We start from the raw sequence: 23287 nt of genomic DNA, 5'->3' as shown, positions 1-23287 counted from the left end.
ATGATTATTTTAGAAAATGACTTCCCATCGGGAGGTATCTCTTTTATCTGACGGAAGATACCTTGAGGGACTTTTTCGCGGATTTTCCAGCAGAATATCTAGCTGACATCCAGTCACGTTTTCAGCTAGGCTTCCAGAAATTTGTCAGGTAATCATGTTAAGTTATCGCAAAGTGCAAGGATTCGGAGCACCGGCAGAGAATATCTACAGGGAAGATCTCCCAAATCGGCCGGCACCCCGTCTGAATGTCGACATTCGTCGAATTCCTCATTGATGGCAAACCATTCCCAGCGTTTCCTCTCCATTCGCTCTTTTTAGGCAAAATATTAACATCTTATGTTGGACAGACCAAATTTAACTGAAGTTTTACTATACATTCTTGGAAATTTTGATATAATTCTACATAGGTCAACTTTCCAATTATGATAGAAAATAGAATTTGATGGTTTTTATACCTATCCAAGCTGTGCGCGAGAGACCAGTCCACTGGCTACCCAGCAAGCCGGCATGCGGGGACCGACAATTGTGGAAATGACAGCCGAGAATATGTTGCTCCATGACGTCGGAAGGTTCAGAAAGGACAAATCCAACCTTATCCCAATTCCGATGGAGGATGAAGCGCGTGATCATTTTTGAAAAGCTGGAATTCTCCGCCAATCCAAGGGCTGTCCCGTTCATGCCATACGGAGCATTCTTTGAGCCTCATGCAGCACCATCGTCACATCTAATCGTCAGGAAAAGCTCACTACCCCGCAGCCGATCTTTACTTATCCACACCAGGCGGGGGAATACACAAATCGTACATAGAGTGTATCAATATCCCTTAAACATAGGCTTCGACAAAGGCAGCTCCGGTGCCGAATCCGGAGGTACGGCCGACTTCCTGCTGGCCAGCCGGAACCCTACAGCAAGCCTTACATCGATGGGAGGAACATCCCTTGTCCAACCCCCAAATCCAATTCCGAACCCATTGTTAAACCAAAGACCGTCTTCGGGCGGCTCGTCCGCAGCAAGCATAATGAAGCAGAGGAGCCGGAAGCAGCGCTTCTCTTGCGTAGAACGATGCTCTTTGTTGTCTTTCACGCATGGGAGCCGAGCAGCTGCTAGACAGAGGATTGCCGCATGCGATCAACCGGGCAAGCGAAGCGGTGACCTGGCGAAAGCCATTGACATTGTTGGCACATGTTTGAAAGGCGGAGAGCGAGGCTGGAGCGTTGCTGCTGCATATGCTCCGCCGGATTGCTTTTACCGATGAAGAGAGGGGAACGATCCAGATGGCTTTTGAAAAAGAAACGTTGTTTTGGAACGAAAAATTCGGTAGCGACGATTATACCTTGACGCGGCTACCTTACAGCAAAGCTCCAAGCTCCCTGACGCCCATTATGACAACCGTCGGCGGGACGCTTTCGGAGGAAGTGGCGCAGCGCGTCCTTCAAATGAGCAAGGGCGCTCCTCTGGCCACTTTTATGATTTTGCTCGCAGGTGTTCAGTCACTCTTGCATAAATATACAGGCGCTTCTGACATTCTGGTCGGCATGCCGGTTGTACGGAAACCGAAGGAGACGCGCCGATCCGTTAATCATACGATCATTTTGAAAAACTCGCTTTCGGCGGGTGCGACTTTTAAAACGCTTCTGAGCGAGCTGAGGACTTCCTTGCCGGAAGCGATTCAGCATCAACATATTCCGTTCCTGAAAATGACGGAGAAGCTGGATCTGCAATATGCAGACGGGATACCCGCCGTCCATACGCTAGTATCCCTTAAGGAGCTGCATCTGGACGAAATTGGGCAAAACGTGGTCACGGATTGTTCCTTTGAATTCAGCTTAACAGGCGGGGCGATACAGCTAGCGCTGTCATATAACGAGCACTTATATGACTCCGAGTTCATGACTCGGGTCGTCGGCCATCTGAATCGCCTGCTGACCGTGGGGCTTCACGAGTTGGAGCTTGACATCGTGCGTGTGGACATGCTGTCGGAGGACGAGAAATTTCAATTGTTGCAAAGCTTTAACGATACCGAGAAGGACTATCCCCGTGATCGGACGATTCATCAACTCGTGGAGGAGCAGGCGAAGCGGGTGCCCGAAGCGACGGCGGTTGTCTTTGAGGGTCGGCGGCTTTCGTACGCGGAGCTGAACGAACGGGCGAACCGGCTGGCGCGGACGCTGCGATCGGTCGGTGTGCTGCCCAATCAGCTGGTAGGCTTGATGGCCAGGAGATCACTGGAGACGGTCGTTGGCATACTGGCGGTTCTGAAAGCTGGCGGTGCCTACGTGCCGATCGACCCGGAATACCCGGAAGAACGCATCCGCTACATTCTGGAGAACTCGAACGCGCAGCTGCTGCTGACTCAAAGGGAGCTGCTGCAGCAGGTGCCGTTCGAAGGAACCGTGTTGGCGCTGGATGACGAGCAGATCTACAGCGACGATGGCTCGAACTTGGAGCCGGCCAGCGGTCCGAATGATCTTGCTTATGTCATCTATACGTCAGGTACGACGGGCAAACCCAAAGGGGTCATGCTGGAGCATCGCGGTTTGGTCAGCTTGAAGCTGATGTTCGCGGATAGGCTAGGCATCACGGAGCATGACCGGATCGTTCAATTCGCCAGCCTGTCGTTCGACGCGTCCTGCTGGGAAATGTTCAAAGCGCTCTATTTTGGCGCGGCTTTGTACATCCCGACGGCCGAGACGATTCTCGACACTCGCTTGTTCGAGAGTTATATGAACGAGCATGCGATTACGGCGGCGATTTTGCCTCCAACGTACAGCGCTTATTTGAACCCGGACCGCCTTCCCAGCTTAACGAAGCTCGTAACGGGAGGCTCTGCGGTATCGGCCGAATTCGTGCAGCAGTGGAAACCGAAGGTCCACTATTTCAATGCTTACGGCCCTACCGAAGCTTCGATTGTTACGACGCTTTGGGATGCGGATGAGGAGCAGTCGGAGCGCAGAGTCATTCCGATCGGGCGCCCGCTGGCCAATCACCGGATATTTATTTTGGATACCCACCTGCAGCTTGTGCCTCCGGGAGTGGACGGCGAGCTGTGTGTGGCAGGCGTGGGGCTTGCGAGAGGTTACCTGAACCATCCGGAGCTGACGGCAGAGAAGTTCGTGGAACATCCGTTTGCGCCTGGAGAACGCCTTTACCGGACGGGAGATCTCGCCCGCTGGCTGCCGGACGGAAATATTGAGTACTTGGGCCGGATCGATCATCAGGTGAAAATCCGTGGATTCCGGATCGAGATCGGCGAGATTGAAGAGCAACTTCTGAAGATCGACTCCGTGCAGGAGACGATCGTAATCGCGCGGGAAGGCAAAAGCGGGCAAGAACTGTGCGCTTACCTGGTCGCGAGCCACCCGCTTACGCTCGGCGAGTTGAGAAGCGCGCTGGCGCAAAAATTGCCGAATTACATGATTCCGGCGCATTTTGTTCAGCTTCCGCGGATGCCGCTCACGCCGAACGACAAAATCGACCGCAAGGCTTTGCCCGTCCCGGAAGGAAACGCACTGACCGGCGGCGCGTACGTAGCTCCCCGCAATGAAGCCGAGCGGACGCTTGCCGATGTGTGGCAGGCGGTATTGAACGCCGATCGCGTTGGGGTAACGGATCATTTCTTCGAGCTGGGCGGAGACTCGATCAAGTCCATTCAAGTATCTTCGCGGCTTCATCAAGCCGGGTACAAGCTGGAAATCCGGGATTTGTTCAAATATCCGACTATCTCACAGCTCAGCCTGCATGTGAAACCGATCGGACGTACCATCGATCAAGGCGAAATAACGGGTGAAACGGCGCTGACGCCGATTCAGCATTGGTTTTTCGAGAGCTCCTTTGCGGACCCGCATCATTTCAACCAGTCGGTGATACTGTACCGGAAGGAACGCTTCGACGAAGAGACGGTGCGTCAGGTGCTGCAAAAGCTGGCCGAGCATCATGACGCCTTGCGGATGGTGTTCCGCAAAACGGAACAAGGGTTTAGCGCGCGGAACCGTGCGATTCAAGAAGGCGGGCTGTTCACGCTGGACGTGTTCGACTTCAAGGATGCAGAGAATACCGCGCAGGCTGTGGAAGCGAAGGCAACGGACATTCAAGCGGGCATCGATCTGGAGAACGGGCCCCTCGTGAAGGCAGGACTGTTCCGATGCGCGGACGGCGATCATTTGCTGCTCGCGGTTCATCATGCCGTGGTGGACGGCGTGTCTTGGCGTATTTTGATGGAGGATTTCGCCCTGGGTTACGAGCAGGCCGGCAAAAGTGAGGAAATTCGTTTCCCGGCGAAAACGGATGCGTACCGCACTTGGTCCGAGCAGTTGGCCGCTTACGTGCAAAGCCCGGAGATGGCGAAGGAACGGGCCTATTGGCAGGCCGTGGAACAAATTGCGGTTCCGGCCGTGCCGAAGGATCTGGAGGCGGACGTTACGACGCAGCAGGACAGCGAATCGCTGTTCGTCTGTTTGACTCCCGAAGAAACGGAACTGCTGCTGAAGCGGGTTCACCGGGCCTACAACACCGAAATGAACGATATTTTGGTAACGGCGCTCGGCATAGCCATTCGCAAGTGGACGGGACACGAACGGGTGCGGATCAATCTCGAAGGACACGGACGCGAATCGATCGGAACGGATATCGACATCACGCGCACAGTCGGCTGGTTTACGACCAAGTTTCCGGTCGTCCTGGAGCCGGAAACCGACCGGGATTTGGCCTATCAGATTAAACAGGTCAAGGAAAGCTTGCGCCGCATTCCGAACAAAGGGCTTGGGTACGGCGTATGCCGCTATCTCTCCAAATCGGAGGATGGCTTTGTTTGGGGTGCAGAGCCGGAAATTAATTTTAACTACCTCGGTCAGTTCGACGATGATGTCAACCAGGACGAGATCGGCATATCATCTTATTCCAGCGGCAGCCCGGCCAGCGACCGGCAGGCCCGCAGCTTTGTGCTGGATATCAACGGCATGGTGCTGGACGGCGCTTTATCGCTCGATCTCAGCTACAGCCGGAAGCAGTATCGCAAGGAAACGATGGAATCCTTCGCTCAGCGGCTTGAGCAAAGTCTCCGAGAGCTCATTACCCACTGCGCAGGCAAAGAAAACACCGAATTGACGCCGAGCGACGTGCAATTTAAAGGCTTGACCATCGCGGAATTGGAGCAAATCGCCCAGCGCTCGGGCCATCTCGGGGAAATCGAAAATATTTACTCGCTTACGCCGATGCAGAAGGGCATGTGGTTCCACAGCGCGCTTGACCGGCAGACGGCCGCTTACTTCGAGCAAACGCGGTTTACGATGCGGGGAGCACTCGACGTCCAGCTTTTCGAGAGGAGCTGGATGGAGCTTGCGAAACGTCATCTGGTGCTGCGGGCAAATTTTGTGAAAGGACCGGCGGGCGAGCCGCTGCAAATCATATACCGCGACAAGCCGGTCGGCTTTGAATATGAAGAGCTGCTCCATTTGCAGGCGGACGAGAAACAAACGTATTTGGATAAAAAGGCCGAGGATGACAAGCTTCGCGGCTTCGACCTGGAACATGATGCGCTCGTTCGGGTTACGATCCTGCGCACCGAAGAGCAAAGCTATCATGTGCTGTGGAGTTTCCAGCATATTTTGATGGACGGCTGGTGTCTGCCGCAGCTGACGCAGGAGCTGTTTGAGACGTATTCGGCCTTGGCATCCGGCAAGCAGCCAGCGGGAGATAAGGGATCGGATTATGGCGCTTATATCGAATGGTTGGAGAAACAGGACGATCAGGCGGCATCCGGCTATTGGACGGCATTCCTGGCAGGTTATGAAGGGCAAACCGTACTCCCAGGACAAAAGGAACCGGCGCCAAACGGCAGATTTACGGCTGATCACGTCACCGCCGAGCTCGGCAAGGATTTGAGCGAGCGAATGGACCGGGTGGCGAAACAGCGCCTGGTTACGGTCAATACGCTGCTGCAAGCCGCATGGGGCGTGATGCTACAAAAATATAACGGGACAAACGATGCCGTATTCGGCAGCGTCGTAGCCGGAAGACCGGCGGAAATCCCGGGCATCGAGTCCATGATCGGGCTGTTCATCAATACGGTGCCGGTCCGCGTCACGAGCGAAGCGGACACCGTGTTCGCCGACCTGATGGCGAAGCTCCAAGAGCGGGCGCTGGAGTCTGGGCGTTATGATTACTATCCGCTGTATGAAATTCAAGCCCACAGCGTGCAAAAGCAGAACCTGATCAACCATATCATCGCTTTCGAGAACTATCCGGTGGACGAGCAGATGGAGCAGGCGGGCGACCAGCAGCACGGCGACCTGACGATCGCTGACGTTCAGATGGAGGAGCAGACGAACTATAACTTCAACGTGACCGTGGTGCCGGGAGTCGAGATCGAAATTCGTTTCGACTTTAACGCCGAAGTGTTCGATAAAGACAGCATCGAGCGGCTCAAGGGGCATCTGGTCCATCTGCTGGAGCAGGTGACGGATAACCCGGAAATTACAGTGGGCGAGCTGGAACTTGTGACGGAGGCGGAAAAGGCCGACCTTCTTGGACGTTTTAACGACACCATCACGGAATTTCCGCGCGGGAAGACGCTCATTCAATTGTTCGAAGAGCAGGCGGAGCGCATCCCGGATGCAGCTGCCATCTCCTTGAATGAGCAAGAGCTGACCTACCGCGAGCTGAACGAACGCGTCAATCGCCTTGCCCGTACCTTGCGTAGCCACGGGATATCCAAAGGCCGTCTGGTCGCCATTATGGCTGAGCGTTCCATCGAAATGGTGGTAGGCATGCTGGCGGCACACAAAGCCGGAGCGGCTTATGTACCGATTGACCCGGAATATCCCGACGAGCGTATCCGTTTCTTGATCGAGGATTCGGGAGCGCAGGTCATGCTGACGCAAAGCCGCTTGCGCGAGCGCCTGGCGGGTTCAGACTCCGTGATCTTACTGGATGACGAGTCCTTCTATCACGAGGACGGCACAAATCTTAATCCGGGCACCGAAGCGACAGATCTGGCCTGCGTCATCTATACGTCAGGTACGACGGGCAAGCCGAAAGGCAACCTTGTTTCGCACCGCAACATCGTGCGGATCGTGCGAAATACGAATTATATCGACATCACCGAGCGGGATCATGTCCTCCAGCTTTCAAGCTATTCGTTCGACGGAGCGATTTTCGATATTTTCGGCGCTTTGACCAATGGGGCGCGGCTGGTGCTGGTTCCCCGCGAGACTTTGCTGGAAATCGGCCGGCTGGCGGATCTCATCCAGCACGAGCGCATCTCGGTCATGCTGATTACGACGGCTTACTTCAACGTCCTTGTAGATGTGAACGTCGACTGCCTGCGGGATGTCCGGGCGATTTTGTTTGGAGGAGAGCGCGTGTCGGTCGGCCATGTGCGTCGAGCGCTCGCCCATATCGGACCGGGCAGGCTTAACCACCTGTACGGCCCGTCGGAAAGCACGGTTTATACCACGTACCTTCCGGTCGACTTTGTCGATGAGTCGGCGGTTACCGTACCCATCGGACGGCCGATCAGCAATACGACGGTGTATATCGTCGACAGCCGGAATAAGCTTCTGCCGATCGGCGTGGCTGGAGAGCTTTGCGTCGGCGGAGAAGGCTTGGTACGAGGCTACAATAACCGGCCGGAGCTGACGGCGGAGAAATTTGTGGACAATCCATTTGTGCCGGGAGAGCGCATGTATCGGACGGGGGATTTGGCGAAATGGCTTCCGGACGGCACGATCGAATACGTGGGACGGACGGACGATCAAGTGAAAATCCGCGGCTTCCGCATTGAGCTGGGAGAGATCGAAGCTCAGCTTCAGAAAGTGGAGGGAATTCGGAAAACGACGGTATTCGCGAGGGAGAACGCCTCCGGCGAGAAGCAGCTTTGCGCCTATTATGAAGCGGACTACGAGCTTCCGGCGGCCGAGCTGAAGAGCGTGCTTTCCCAGGAACTGCCGGCCTACATGATCCCGGCGTACCTGATCCAGTTGGAGCGGCTCCCGCTGACGGCGAACGGCAAGGTCGACCGCCGATCCCTTCCGACGCCGGAGGAGAGCTTGCAGCCGGGCGAAGGACGTACTCCGCCTCGTACTCCGCTGGAAGCCAGCTTGGCCGGAATTTGGAAAAGCGTACTCGGATTGGAGCACATCGGCGTTCATGACAACTTCTTCGACCTGGGCGGCCATTCCCTGCGGGCGACGACACTGGTGAGCAAGGTGCATCAGGAGCTGAACGTCGAGCTGCCTCTGCGCGACGTATTCCGCTACTCGACGATCGAAGAGATGGCTCTCGCCATCACCCGGATCGGAGAGCAGTCATTCTCGTCGATTCCGCTGGCAGGCGTAAGAGAATATTATCCGCTTTCCTCAGCTCAGAAGCGGCTGTTTATCCTGAATCAGCTAGAAGGGTCCGATCAGAGCTACAACATGCCGGGCGTGCTGCTGCTGGAAGGATCGATTGACCGGAGCCTGCTGGAGAAGGCTTTCCGCGGACTGATCGTACGGCACGAAACGCTACGAACCGGCTTTGAGATCGTACAAGGCGAAGCAGTACAGCGCATTTACGAGAGCGTCGACTTTGCCGTCGAGTACCGTCATGCGAGCGAGGAAGAAGCGCCTGAAGTCGTGCAGGCCTTCATCCGACCTTTCGACTTGGCGAAGCCTCCGCTGCTGCGGGTGGAGCTCGTAGAGCTCGCAACCGAACGTTATTTGCTGATGTTCGACATGCACCATATCGTCTCCGACGGGGTTTCGATGGACGTGTTAGTCGAGGAACTCGTTCGTCTGTACGGTGGCGAGTCATTAGAGCCTTTGCGCATTCAATACAAGGACTATGCGGTATGGCAGCAGTCGGACGAGCAAAAAGCGCAGTTGAAACGCGAGGAAGCTTACTGGCTGGACCGTTACCGGGGTGAACTGCCGGTTCTGGAAATGCCGACGGACTATCCGCGTCCTGCCTTGCAGAGCTTTGAGGGACAAACGCTGACGTCCTTCGTGGACGAGGCAACGAACGAAGGCTTGAAGCAACTGGCCGCTCAAAGAGGAACGACGCTGTATATGGTGCTGCTTGCGGCATATACCGTGCTTTTGCATAAATACACAGGTCAGGACGATTTGATCGTCGGAACGTCGATTGCGGGCAGAACGCACGGAGACACGCAGCCTTTGATCGGAATGTTCGTCAATACGCTGGCGCTCCGCAATTATCCGGCTTCGGAGAAGACCTTCCTGTCGTATCTGGAAGAAGTGAAAGAAACGACCTTAGGTGCTTACGAGCATCAGAATTATCCGTTCGAAGAGCTCGTCGATAAAGTGCAGGTCAGCCGGGATTTGAGCCGCAATCCGCTGTTTGACACGATGTTCTCCCTGCAAAACTTGGAGGATAAAGAGTTTGAGCTGGAAGGGCTGAAATTGTCCCCGTACCCTAGCGAATACGGTACGGCCAAGTTCGACCTGAGTGTGGATGTTACGGAAGAAAACGGCGGCCTGGAGTGCAGCTTTGAATTCGCAACGGCTCTTTATAAAGAAAGCACGATCCGGCGGTTGTCGACTCATTTCGGACATTTGCTTGCGGCGATCGTAAGCTGTCCGGATGCGAAGATTGCCGAGCTGAACTTGCTGACGGCAGAGGAAAAAGAACAAATTCTCGGCGCGTTTAACCCGGCGCAGCCGGAAGCGGCTCCTGCGGCGGCGTTCCACCGGCTGTTCGAGGAACAGGCGGAGCGCACGCCGGAAGCGGCGGCCGTCGTGTACGAGAACGACCGGCTGACGTATGCGGAGCTGAACGAGCGGGCGAACCGCTTGGCGGCCACGCTGCGCACAAGCGGCATCGGCCGGGAGACGATCGTCGGCATTCTCGCCGAGCGTTCGGTGGACTTGCTGGTGGCCGTGCTGGCCGTCTGGAAAGCAGGCGGGGCGTATGTGCCGCTTGACCCGGATTACCCGGCGGAGCGCGTGCGGTTCATGCTTGAAGACAGCGGAGCGAAGGTGCTGCTGACGCAAACGGCGCTGCGAGAGCGTGCCGAAGCCTGGCTCGGCGAAGAGGAGCTGGCGCTAGCGGCGGTGCTGTACCTGGACGACGAAGCGTCGTACAGCGAGGAGCGGGCGAATGCGCCGATTGTCTTCGGCATTTCCAGCAAGCTGACGGATGCTGTGGACGACGGTGATGAGAGCCCTCAGAATGTTGGCACCGACAGCTTCCATGAAGCCCGTCCGGAGGATCTGGCTTACGTAATCTACACGTCGGGAACGACGGGCAAGCCGAAGGGCGTGATGATCGAACACCGCAGCCTGGTGAACACGGCGGCGGGCTACCGGCGGGAATACCGGTTGGATCAGTTCCCAGTGCGGCTGCTGCAGCTCGCAAGCTTCTCGTTCGACGTGTTCGTGGGAGATATCGCGCGGACGCTGTACAACGGAGGCACGATGGTGATTGTGCCGAAGGACGACCGGATCGATCCGTCTCGTCTGCACCACTGGATTGAGCGGGAGCGGGTCACCATCTTCGAATCGACGCCAGCGCTGATCGTGCCGTTCCTGGAGTACGTGCACGAGCAGCGGCTGGATATGAGCGGGATGGAGCTGTTGATCACGAGCTCGGACAGCTGCAGCGTGGGGGATTACCGGACCTTGAAGGAACGCTTCGGCTCGTTGTTCCGGATCATCAACGCATACGGCGTGACGGAAGCGGCGATCGACTCCAGCTTCTACGACGAGGAGCTAGCGAAGCTGCCGCAGACAGGCCATGTGCCGATCGGCAAAGCATGGCTGAACGCCAAGTTCTACATCGTGGACGTGCATCTGAACCCGGTGCCGGTCGGGGTGCTGGGCGAGCTGGTTATCGGCGGAGTCGGAGTGGCGCGCGGGTACTTGAACCGTCCGGAGTTGACGGAAGAGAAGTTCGTAGACAGCCCGTTCGCCGCGGGCGAGCGGTTGTACCGCACGGGAGACTTGGCGCGGTGGATGGAAGACGGCAACGTGGACTTCATCGGCCGGATCGACAACCAGGCGAAAATCCGGGGGTACCGGATCGAGACGGGCGAGATCGAGTCGCAGCTGCTGCGGGTGGAAGGCGTACGCGAAGCGGTGGTGCTGGTTCGAAGTGACGCGAACGGGCAGAAGGCGCTATGCGCGTATTACACGCCGGATACCGGAGCGGAGCTGGCAGTAAACGATCTGCGCAGCGCGCTGGCGCAGGAGTTGCCGGGGTACATGATCCCGTCGTACTTCGTGGAGCTGGAGCGCCTGCCTCTGACGCCGAACGGAAAGATTGACCGGAAGGCGCTGCCAGCGCCGGAAGGGGAAGCGGGAAGCGGAACGGAGTACGTCGCACCGCGCAATGAGCTGGAAACAAAGCTGGCGGCGATTTGGCAGGAGGTGCTGGGGCTTGCGAAGGAGATTGGCGTTCACGACAATTTCTTCGACATCGGCGGCCACTCCCTGCGGGCGACGACGCTGGTCAGCAAGATTCATAAAGAGTTGAACGTGGATCTGCCGCTGCGCGACGTGTTCCGCCATTCCACCATCGAGAGCATGGCGGCCGCCATTTCCCGGCTGGATGAGCAGACATTCGTTTCCATTCCGGTGGCGGATGACCGAGAGGTGTACCCGCAATCTTTTGCTCAAAAACGTCTCTTTATCCTGAATCAACTGGAAGGCGCGGAGCTTAGCTACAACATGCCGGAAGCGATGCTGCTGGAGGGTGCTTTGGACCGGGCAAGGTTCGAAGAAGCGTTCCGTAAGCTCGTGACGCGGCATGAAACGCTGCGCACCGGGTTCGAAATGGTGGATGGCGAAGCATCGCAGCGGATTTATCAGGACGTGAATGTTGCCGTGGAGTTTTATCGAGCGGATAAGCAAGAGGCCGAAGAGACGGTTCGTCGTTTCGTCCGTCCGTTTGACTTGGCGAAGCCTCCGCTGCTGAGGGTAGGCCTTGTCGAGCTGGCTCCGGAACGCCATATTCTAATGTACGACATGCATCATATTATTTCCGACGGCGTATCGATGGAAATCTTTGTTGAAGAATTCGTCCGCTTGTACGGCGGCGAGCAATTGGAGCCTCTGCGCATTCAGTACAAAGACTACACCGTTTGGCAGCATTCGCAGAAGCAGAAGGAACGGCTTCAGCGCCAGGAGGCATACTGGCTGGACATGTTCCAAGGCGAGCTTCCGGTGCTGGAAATGCCGACCGACTATCCGCGTCCGGCCGTGCAGAGCTACGAAGGCCAAACGCTGGAGTTTTTCTTCGACGCTTCGAAAACCGACGGCCTGAAGCAGCTGGCCTCGGAAACGGGCACGACGCTGTTTATGGTGCTGCTTGCGGCGTATAACGTCCTTTTGCATAAATATTCAGGTCAGGAAGACGTGATCGTCGGTACACCGATTGCTGGAAGGAATCATGGAGATGTACAGCCGTTGATCGGGATTTTCTTAAACACGCTGGCTATCCGCAGTTATCCGGCTTCGGAGAAGACATTCCTGTCATACCTGAACGAAGTCAAAGAAACGACCCTCCACGCCTTCGAGCATCAAAACTATCCGTTCGAAGAATTGGTGGACAAGGTGCAAGTCACCCGTGATTTAAGCCGCAATCCGCTCTTCGACACGCTGTTTACGATGCAGAATACGGAGAACGAGGAATTTGAGCTGGAAGGGCTTCGCCTGATTCCTTATCCGAGCGCACTGGATACCGCGAAGTTTGATATCAGCTTGGATGTGGGCGAGGAGAACGGCGGCTTGGATTACAGCTTCGAATATGCGACGGCTCTCTACAAAAGGGAGACGATCGAACGGCTGGCGAAACATTACGAACAGCTGCTCGTAACGATCGTAAGCCGTCCGGATGCGAAGATCGCCGAGCTGAACTTGCTGACGGCAGAGGAAAAAGAACAAATTCTCGGCGCGTTTAACCCGGCGCAGCCGGAAGTGGCTCCTGCGGCCGCGTTCCATCGGCTGTTCGAAGAACAAGCGGAGCGCACGCCGGAAGAGACGGCCGTTGTGTACGAGAACGACCGGCTGACGTATGCGGAGCTGAACGAGCGGGCAAACCGCTTGGCGACCACGGTGCGCGCAAGCGGCATCGGCCGGGAGACGATCGTCGGCATTCTCGCCGAGCGTTCGGTGGACTTGCTGGTGGCCGTGCTGGCCGTCTGGAAAGCGGGCGGGGCGTATGTGCCGCTCGACCCGGATTACCCGGCGGAGCGCGTGCGGTTCATGCTTGAAGACAGCGGAGCGAAGGTGCTGCTGACGCAAACGGCGCTGCGAGAGCGTGCCGAAGCCTGGCTCGGCGAAGAGGAGCTGGCGCTAGCGGCGGTGCTGTACCTGGACGACGAAGCGTCGTACAGCGAGGAGCGGGCGAATGCGCCGATGGTCTCCGGCAAGCTGACGGATGCTGTGGACGACGGCGATGAGAGCCCTCAGAATGTTGGCACCAACAGCTTCCATGAAGCCCGTCCGGAGGATCTGGCGTACGTGATCTACACGTCGGGAACGACGGGCAAGCCAAAGGGCGTGATGATCGAGCACCGCAGCCTGGTGAACACGGCGGCGGGCTACTGGCGGGAATACCAGTTGGATCAGTTTCCGGTTCGGCTGCTGCAGCTCGCAAGCTTCTCGTTTGACGTGTTCGTGGGAGATATCGCGCGGACGCTGTACAACGGAGGCACGATGGTGATTGTGCCGAAGGACGACCGGATTGATCCGTCTCGTCTGCACCACTGGATTGAGCAGGAGCGGGTCACCATCTTCGAATCGACGCCGGCGCTGATTGTGCCGTTCCTGGAGTACGTGCACGAGCAGCAACTGGATATGAGCCGGATGGAGCTGTTGATCACGAGCTCGGACAACTGCAGCGTGGGGGATTACCGGACCTTGCAGGAGCGCTTCGGCTCGTTGTTCCGGATCATCAACGCATACGGCGTGACGGAAGCGGCGATCGACTCCAGTTTCTACGACGAGGAACTGGCGAAGCTGCCACAGACAGGCAATGTGCCGATCGGCAAAGCGTGGCTGAATGCGAAATTCTACATCGTGGACGCGCATCTGAACCCGGTGCCGGTCGGGGTGCTGGGCGAACTGGTCATCGGCGGAATCGGAGTGGCGCGCGGGTACTTGAACCGTCCGGAGCTGACGGAAGAGAAGTTCGTAGACAGCCCGTTCGCCGCGGGCGAGCGGCTGTACCGCACGGGAGACTTGGCGCGGTGGATGGAAGACGGCAACGTGGACTTCATCGGCCGGATCGACAACCAGGCGAAAATCCGGGGGTACCGGATTGAGACGGGCGAGATCGAGTCGCAGCTGCTGCGGGTGGAAGGCGTGCGCGAAGCGGTGGTGCTGGTTCGAAGTGACGCGAACGGGCAGAAGGCGCTATGCGCGTATTACACGCTGGATACCGGAGCGGAGTTGGCGGTGAACGATTTGCGCAGCGCGCTGGCGCAGGAGCTGCCGGGGTACATGATCCCGTCGTACTTCGTGGAGCTGGAGCACCTGCCTCTGACGCCGAACGGAAAGATTGACCGGAAGGCGCTGCCGGCGCCGGAAGGGGAAGCGGGAAGCGGAACGGAGTACGTCGCACCGCGCAATGAGCTGGAAACGAAGCTGGCGGCGATTTGGCAAGAGGTGCTGGGGCTTGCGAAGGAGATTGGCGTTCACGACAACTTCTTCGACATCGGCGGCCACTCCCTGCGGGCGACGACGCTGGCGGGCAAGGTATTTAAGGAATTAAACGTCAACCTGCCGCTGCGCGACGTATTCCGTCACTCGACGATTGCGGCGATGGCTGAGGCGATCGCCCGGATGGAACGGCGGGAGCATGAGGCCATTCCTCAAGCGGAGGAGAGAGAGTACTACCCTCTGTCCTCCGCGCAGAAACGGCTGTTCATTCAGCACACGCTGGATGGAGCGGATCAGCTTTACAACATGCCGGAGCTGGTGCAGGTGGAAGGCGAGTTTGATTTAGACCGGTTGGAAGCCGCCTTGCGGAAATTGATAACACGGCATGAATCGCTGCGCACCGGTTTTGAAATCGTGAAGGGCGAAGCGGTTCAGCGGATTTACCCGCAGGTCGATTTTGCTATCGAGCATCATCAAGCGGATAAAGAGGATGCGGCTCAAATCGAGCAGATCGTCCGCAGCTTCATTCGTCCGTTTGATCTCGGCAAGCCGCCGCTGCTGCGCGCCGGGGTCATCGAGTTGGAGCCGAACCTGCATATTCTCCTTTTCGACATGCACCATATGGTGTCTGACGGCGTATCGATGGCGATTGTGATCGATGAGTTCTCAAGTTTCTACGCCGGGGAAGAACTGCCGCCACTGCGCATTCAATACAAGGATTATGCCGTTTGGCAGCAGTCGAAGGCCCACCGAGAGCGGATCGGGCGGCAGGAAGCGTACTGGCTGCAAACCTTCGAAGGCGAGCTGCCGACGGCGGACCTGCCGATCGACTACGAACGGTCCGCGGCTCGCAGCTACGAAGGCGCGCATCTGGAGTTCAACGTCGAAGCTTCTCTCTCTGCGCGGCTACGCGAATTGGCGGCCGAGCGTGAAAGCACACTGTTCATGGTGCTGCTTGCGGCTTATACCGTGCTGCTGTCCAAGTACAGCGGGCAGGAGGACTTGATCGTGGGCACCCCGGTGGCGGGAAGAACGAACGCCGATTTGGAATCGGTCATCGGGATGTTTGTCAATACGCTGGCGATCCGCAATCGTCCTTCGGGCGACAAGACGTTCTTGTCCTACCTGGAAGAAGTGAAGGAAACGGCTTTGGGTGCTTTCGAGAACCAGGACTATCCATTCGAGGAGCTCGTGGAGCGTTTGAATGTGAAGCGGGAGCCGGGCCGCTTCCCACTGTTCGATGCCGTTTTCGACTTGCAAAATATCGAAGAACGAGACGCCGAGCTGGAAGGGGTTAGCCTGAAGACTTACGAGCTTGACCATTTGGAAGAAGCAAAGTTCGATCTGACGCTGTTTATGTATGAAAACAACGGGGCGCTGAGCGGGGGCTTCTTCTACGCCACCAAGCTGTTCAAAGAAGCGATGATCCGCACCTTGACCGAGGATTACCTGCGGGTACTGTCTCAAATTGCGGAAAATCCACAACTCGAGCTAAGCCGGATTGAATATCATAAACCGGCGGCAGGCGCAAAGAGTGCCGTCGATACGATCGAATTCGCGTTCTAATCCTACAAGCGCGCCTCCGCCGTCAAACGAAAGCGGCGCGCATCCCAAGGAAGACGGCGAACAACGTCCAAGCCCGTAAACGCGCAGGCCGAAAGCAAGCTTTTTCGGACCTGCGCCGGGGCATGCGGTCACTTCATTTTTAGGGGAGGTACGAATGAAATCTTTGTTTGAAAAGGAAGAACGGTACTGGAGCGGCAAGTTTGACGCCGATGACAGCCTGAGCTTCCTTCCCTACAGTCAATCCTCCAAATTATCGGCCGACGGGGAAGCTGCGGCCGAGCCGGGTTTGCTTCACCGTACTCTGCCGAGCGAAATCTCGGAGAGAATCATTTGCCTTGCCAACGGTTCGGATTTGGCTTTGTACATGATTGTTTTGGCAGGAGTAAAAAGCCTGCTGTTCAAATATACCGGGCGGGACCAAGTGCTGGTCGGCATGCCTTCTTATAGCGCAGACCCCGACGGGACTCCGCCGCCGCATGACATCTTGGTGATCAAGACGTCCGTAAGCCGCGAGACTACGCTGAGAACGCTGCTCGGGGGCATCAAAGCCTCCATCGGCGAGGCGCTGGAGCATCAGCACCTGCCTTTTCGGAAAATGGTGGAGCCGCTCCATCTGGACTATACGGGGGACGGTCTCCCGGTCGTCAACACCGTCGCATCCTTCGCCCCGATTCATCCGGAACCGCTGGGCAACCGGGTGGCGGCCGATACGGTTTTTCGCTTCGACCGCAAAAACCACTCCATCGAGCTGGAAATAAGCTTTGACGGGCAGCGGTACGAGCGGGCATTTGTAGAACAGGCGGCCGACCATCTTGTTCGGCTGCTGTCCGTGCTTTTATTTCAGCCGGATCTGGAGCTTGGACAAGCCGATGTGCTGTCCCCAGACGAGAGGGAGACGCTGCTGAAGCGATTTAATGACACCGAAACCGGGTTCGAGCGGGGGAAAACGATTTACGGCTTGTTCGAAGAACAGGCGGAGCTTTACCCGGACAACGTGGCCGCCGTCATGAACGAGCGGCAGCTGACCTACCGCGAGCTGAACGAGCAATCCAACCGCCTTGCGCGGAAGCTGCGGGAGACGGGAGTAGAAGCGGACCAGCTGGTAGCGATTCTGGCCGAACGCTCGCTCGATATGGTCGTCGGCATTCTGGCGATTCTCAAAGCGGGCGGAGCATACGTGCCTGTCGATCCCGACTACCCGGAGGAGCGCATCCGCTTCATGATCGAGGATTCGGGTGCGCCGTTATTGCTGATTCAAAAGCATCTGCACGAGAAGACCGACTTCGTAGGAACGCGCCTCGAATTGGACGATTTCGTTTGGGGCGACAGAGGGGCGGACTCCGAAAGTGCGCTGGACGCTTCGAACCTGGAGCCGATTTCCGGGCCGCTCAACCTGGCTTATGTCATCTACACGTCGGGAACGACCGGCAGACCGAAAGGAACGCTGATCGAGCATAAGAACGTCGTGCGCCTCCTGTTCAACGACAAGAACCTATTCGACTTCGGGCCGTCCGACACGTGGACGCTGTTTCACTCGTTCTGCTTCGATTTCTCCGTCTGGGAAATGTACGGAGCGCTGCTGAACGGAGGCAAGCTGGTCATCGTACCGCCGCTCACAGCGAAAAATCCAGCCGATTTCCTGGCGCTGCTGGGCCGCGAACAGGTTACCATTTTGAACCAGACGCCAACGTACTTCTACCAGCTGCTGCGTAAGGTCTTGGCGGACCATCCGTACGATTTGCGGATTCGCAACGTCATCTTCGGGGGCGAAGCGCTGAGTCCGCTGCTGCTCAAGGGCTTCAAGACGAAGTACCCGGAGACGAAGCTGATTAATATGTACGGCATTACCGAGACGACGGTTCACGTTACATATAAGGAAATCACGTGGGTCGAAATGGAGGCGGCGAAGAGCAATATCGGCAAGCCGATCCCGACGCTGAGGGTGTACGTCCTTGATGAAAGCCGCCGCCCTGTGCCGATCGGTGTAGCGGGCGAAATGTACGTGGCCGGGGAAGGCCTTGCGAGAGGATACCTGAACCGTCCGGATCTGACGGCGGAGAAGTTCGTCGATTCCCCGTTTGCGGAGGGGGAGAAACTGTACCGCTCGGGCGACTTGGCGGCTTGGCTGCCGGACGGCAACATCGAATACCTGGGCCGGATCGATCATCAGGTGAAAATCCGCGGGTACCGGATCGAGCTGGACGAAATCGAGACGCAGTTGCTGAAGATCGCCGCCGTGCAAGAAGCCAAGGTGCTCGACCGCGACGACGCGAACGGCCAAAAGCAGCTTGTCGCTTACTACGTTGCGGAAACGAGGCTGGCGGCGCATGAACTCAAGGAGGAGCTTGCCAAGCAGCTTCCGGGGTATATGATTCCTTCGCACCTCGTGCAGCTTGCGCGGATGCCGCTGACGCCGAATGGGAAAATCGACCGCAAAGCGCTGCCCGCGCCGGAGGAAGCCGCGGCCCGAGGAACGGAATATGTCGCGCCGAGAACGCTGCTCGAAATGAAGATCGCCCGCGTCTGGCAGGATACGCTTGGCGTTCCGCAGGTCGGCGTAAAGGATAACTTTTTTGAGTTGGGTGGCAATTCGTTAAGTCTGATGAGGCTCGTTCAAGCCGTTTACGATGAAACGGGCATTGAGATACCGCTAAACCGCCAATTCCACAATGTAACAGTTGAAGCCATGGCTTTCGGAGAGGGGGACCTGGGCCTGGATAAAGGGGGAGACTCCTTCATTAAGCTGAATAAAGCAGGAGATCTGAACGTGTTCTGCTTCCCTCCGGGCAGCGGCTTCGGTATCGGTTACCGAGAGCTCGCAAGCAGGCTCGACGGTCGGTTCGTGCTTCACGGCATTGATTTTATCGACGATGCCGTCGATTACGAGGCCATGCTGAACCGTTATGTGGACGAGATCGTCCACATCCAGCCGGAAGGACCTTACGTGCTGCTCGGCTACTGCTTCGGAGGAAACCTGACGTTCGAGGTAGCCAAAACGATGGAGAAAAGAGGGTATTCCGTAACAGACGTGCTTATGGTGGACTCGTGGATTAAGCACACGCTGACGCCTTCCGAAACGTCGGAGAAAGAGCTTGAAGAAACGCTTGCCGATTTCGACGAAGAAGAGAAGGGATTAATGAGCAACCCGCTCATGCGGGAGCGGGTTCATCGGAAGGTCAAAGCGACCTTGGCGTACGAAGCGCAGCTCATTAATTCCGGCACGATCCCGGCCAGGATTTACGAACTGATTGCGAAGGACAGCGAAGCGTTCCGCCTGGAGCACCAATTGCCTTCCTGGCGGGGGGCAACGACGCAAGCTTACGCTGATTACCGGCTGGAGGGCGCGCACGAGGAATTGCTGGAACTCGCGCGCGTGGACGAAACGGCCGTCGTCATCCGGGACATCTTAGAGCAAGTCAAGCGGCAGATTGAAGCGGAGGCCGGTGTACTGCATGGAAGCTGACCGACAGCCGTCTGTTCAAGAACAAGGCACAGCGGCGCCTTTCAAGCGCCAAACCGCTTACGCCGCCTGGAAAGCGTTCCGCTGGCTGATGTCCTATGTAAGCCGTCACAAAGGCTGGATGATCGTCGGTGTCTTGTCCGCGATTGCCGCCGCCGTTATTGAGATATGGACGGGAGGTTTGATCGAGCAACTGACCACCCAGGCCGAGAAGGGGGCGGGGCCAATCGTTCTGCAAATCGTGTACGCGGTTTTTGTGGTCATCTTGATCGGTGTGCCGGCGAAGTTTTTCATGAGCTTCGGCGTGGAGCGAAGCAGCGCCTCTGCGGTGCAGGATATCCGCAACCATGTCATGCGTCATATCGGTAAACTCCCGGTCTCCTATTTAGAAAAGCAGCACTCTGGCGACGTATTGTCGCGGATCAACAACGACCTGCAGCTCATCCAGCAGTTTATGATTCGGGACCTCGCCCAGTGGTTTTATCATCCGCTGTTGTTCATCGGCTGTTTCGCTTATTTGCTCTACCTCCAATGGGAGCTGATGCTGTACAGCCTGCTGTTATTTCCCGTAGCGCTGCTGGTTTCCCAATGGATCGGCAAGCAGTTGGAGCGGTTGACGGAGGAAGCCCAGGCGAACATGGGCCGAATGAACGTCAACCTCCAGGATACGCTTGGGGGTATGCCTATTGTAAAAAGCTACCTGCTATCCGGCATGTTATCTCGCTCCTACCAAGTGCTGCTGCAATTGACGGCCCAAAAAAAGCTGGCCGTGAAAAAGCGGGAAGCCTGGGTCAACCCGCTGCTTTCCACGTTGATGATCAGCCCGATCATTTTCGCCGTCAGTTACGGAAGCTATTTGATCTACAAAGGGCAGCTAGGCGCGGGAGAGCTGATCGCCTTCCTGTACTTGCTGAATCTGTGTCTGGAACCGCTGGAGCATATTCCCGAGCTCATCACGCGGACGTTCGAAATGACCGGTGCCCTGAGAAGGGTCTCCGAAATCGTCGAGCAGCCGACCGAAACGGAAAATGGCCGTTCGCTATCGAAAGCGAGCGCCGCCCCCATCGAGTTTCAGAACGTAACCTTCGGGTATGAGGAGAGCTCCCCGATCCTGCGGAATGTTAGCTTCTCGGTGCCGGAAGGGAAGACGATCGCGCTTGTCGGAGCGAGCGGCGGAGGGAAGAGCACGGTGTTTAAGCTTGTATGCGGCTTTTATCCGCTTCCGAAGGACCAGGGCGAGATCCGCGTGTTCGGCAGCCTGATCCACGGCGCCGATCCGGAGCAGCTTCGGTCGCATTTTTCCGTGGTAACTCAGGATTCGTATTTGTTTAGCGGCACGATCGCTGAAAATATCGGCTACGGGCGGGAAGTAGCGTCGATGGACGAGATTATCGAATCCGCCAAAGCCGCTCAGGCGCATTCCTTCATTATGCAGCTTCCCGACGGCTACCAGACGTATGTCGGAGAGCGCGGAGGCTTTTTGTCCGGCGGGCAGCGCCAGCGCATTGCAATGGCCCGGGCTTTTCTGAAGGATGCTCCCGTTCTGCTGCTGGACGAGCCAACGTCGGCTCTTGATCCGGAGTCGGAAAGCGCGGTTCAGGAAGCGCTGGGCGTATTGATGAAGCAGAGAACGACGATGATTATTGCCCACCGGCTTTCTACAGTACAAAACGCCGACGAAATTTGGGTCATGGAACAGGGGAGTATTGTTGAAAAGGGCACTCATGAACAATTGCTGAAGATGAAGGGACTGTACGCCCAGTCGTACTATCAGGAATTTACCGAGTCTGCCGAACGCAGGGAGGTGGCGTACACATGAAAAAGGGCGGATGGCTCTTGCAAGTGAAAGAACTAAGCTACTTGCTGATGTTTATGAACCGCAAGCGCAAAACCCAGTACGCCATTGGCCTGGCAGTGACGGCGCTCACCCAGACATTGTTCCTGATCGCCTTCAGCTTGGTCGTACATAACTTGGTTGATTTCGCCGTGTCCCGAGATACGTCCCTGATAGTGGAAGCCTTTATTATTTTGGGCGCGGCCTTGTTCCTGGAAAATGTGATTTCTCCCTGGTTCATTTACTTATACCAGCGCAGTGTCGAGCTGACTGTGCTGAATATCCGCGAACGTCTTTATGAAAAGCTGTGCCGGGTGCGGCCGAGATTCCTGGAGCAGACGCACCATGGGGACTTGCTGTCGCGGGTGAACAACGACGTAACGACCGTTGAGTTTACATTCTCGCAGGTTTACTTTGTTTTGCTGCTTCAAGTTGTCTTTTGCATCGGCTCCATTGTCTCCATGGTGTTGATCGATTGGCGGTTTGCCGGCGTATCCTTCGTCATTCTGCTGCTGTCCTCCGTGGTCAGCCTGAAATTTGCGCGGGATATTCGCGCCTTGTCCGAACAAGGCTTGCAAACGCTCGGTAAAATGACCGAAAAATTCAAAGATTTTATGGGCGGCATTCAAATTGTGAAGCTGTTCCGCATCCGCACGATTTACGGCCAGTACGAGGCGTTGAACGAACAAATGACGCAGACGCTTCGGCAAACCGCGCAGAAGAACGGCATGCAGGCTGCGGTGAATCATTTTATCAGCTACGTCACGTTCTGCGGCATCATCGTCATCGGCAGTCTTCTTTATGCCTACGGACTGATGGGAATGGGAAGCGTCGCCGCCCTGGCGGTTCTGCAAGTGAATCTGACGCACGCCTTGTTGAACTTGGGGACGGTTCTGTCGATGACCCAAAATTCGCTCGCGGGCGCTCACCGGATTCAAGAAGTACTAAAAGAGGAAGAGGAACCGGAGCGTTTGGGATCTCCTCACAGCGAGCTCGTGTCGGAGGCTGCGGTGGAGTTTCGCGATGTGGAATTTTCCTATCAGGCGGATAAAAAGGTGCTTGTCGACATCTCCATGCAGGTGTTTCCCGGACAGGTCGCCGCTATCGTGGGGGCCAGCGGCAGTGGCAAAAGTACGCTGATCAAGCTGCTGCTCGGCTTTTATCCTGTGGACAGCGGAGAAATCCTGCTCCAAGGCAAACCGTTCGGCCATTACACGCTGGACGAAATCCGCAGGCAGATTGCATACGTTCCGCAGGAGCCGTTCTTGTTTACCGGCACAATTGAGGAAAACATCCGCTACGGCAACCTGGATGCAACGGATGAAGAAGTGATCGAAGCGGCCAAAGCGGCGTACGCTCACCATTTCATTCAGGAACTTCCTGAACAGTATAAAACGCCGGTGGGAGAGAGAGGAGCGTCGTTGTCGGGCGGACAAAGGCAGCGAATTGCGATCGCACGGGCGATTCTCAAAAACGCCCCGATTCTGCTGCTGGACGAAGCGACTTCCGCGCTGGATAACGAATCCCAGCATTGGGTACAGCAGGCCCTGAACGTATTGATGAAAGGGCGCACCACCATCCTGATCGCCCACCGTCTCAGCACCGTGGAACATGCGGATTTGATTACCGTCATGAACCAAGGGACGGTCGTCGAGCGGGGCTGCCATCAGGACCTGATTGCGCTCGGAGGTTATTACGCCCGGCTGTACGGCTAGACCCGCTTTACGGCGGGCGGCTTCTTGCTCGCGAATGCGACAGAGTCTTTTAGCAATCCAAGGTATGACTTTATAACCGGTAGTTACCAGAAAACGCAGACACGAAAAAGGAGGA

Annotated in this window: 5 protein-coding genes; all 5 read left to right on the top strand. The window is 56.7% G+C overall.

All coding sequences use genetic code 11. The annotated features are described in order from the left end of the window. Positions 1-622: 622 nt before the first annotated feature. The 5 genes from ACUC6J_RS21450 (at position 623) to ACUC6J_RS21430 (ending at position 23172) form a co-directional block, all read left to right on the top strand. Entirely contained in the window at positions 623-1255 is a 633-nt protein-coding gene (locus ACUC6J_RS21450; protein ID WP_016818706.1) for a hypothetical protein, read from the top strand. Continuing rightward, a complete protein-coding gene (locus tag ACUC6J_RS21445; protein ID WP_447250313.1) occupies positions 1227-16163 on the top strand; it encodes an amino acid adenylation domain-containing protein in 14937 nt (4978 codons plus the stop codon). The genes ACUC6J_RS21450 and ACUC6J_RS21445 overlap by 29 nt, the downstream gene beginning before the upstream one ends. Before the next feature lie 154 nt (positions 16164-16317). Then, entirely contained in the window at positions 16318-19626 is a 3309-nt protein-coding gene (locus ACUC6J_RS21440; RefSeq protein WP_447249403.1) for a non-ribosomal peptide synthetase, read from the top strand. Beyond that, positions 19616-21442 carry an ABC transporter ATP-binding protein gene (locus ACUC6J_RS21435; protein WP_290404370.1) on the top strand — a complete coding sequence of 609 codons (1827 nt, stop codon included), beginning with the start codon at positions 19616-19618 and terminating at the stop codon, positions 21440-21442. The genes ACUC6J_RS21440 and ACUC6J_RS21435 overlap by 11 nt, the downstream gene beginning before the upstream one ends. Then, positions 21439-23172 (top strand): ABC transporter ATP-binding protein, encoded by a 1734-nt coding sequence (locus ACUC6J_RS21430; protein WP_447249402.1) that lies wholly within the window; start codon positions 21439-21441, stop codon positions 23170-23172. Before ACUC6J_RS21435 ends, ACUC6J_RS21430 begins: the two co-directional genes overlap by 4 nt. The last annotated feature ends 115 nt before the right edge of the window (positions 23173-23287 follow it).

The sequence above is a fragment of the Paenibacillus sp. JJ1683 genome, assembly GCF_053006485.1.
This window is presented reverse-complemented; position numbering and strand designations above follow the sequence as displayed.

Bases quoted from the DNA above. Each gene is read 5' to 3' on its own strand.
- ACUC6J_RS21445 (WP_447250313.1), top strand. From the start codon at position 1,227: ATGCTCCGCCGGATTGCTTTTACCGATGAAGAGAGGGGAACGATCCAG.
- ACUC6J_RS21440 (WP_447249403.1), top strand. From the start codon at position 16,318: ATGAAATCTTTGTTTGAAAAGGAAGAACGGTACTGGAGCGGCAAGTTT.
- ACUC6J_RS21435 (WP_290404370.1), top strand. From the start codon at position 19,616: ATGGAAGCTGACCGACAGCCGTCTGTTCAAGAACAAGGCACAGCGGCG.
- ACUC6J_RS21430 (WP_447249402.1), top strand. From the start codon at position 21,439: ATGAAAAAGGGCGGATGGCTCTTGCAAGTGAAAGAACTAAGCTACTTG.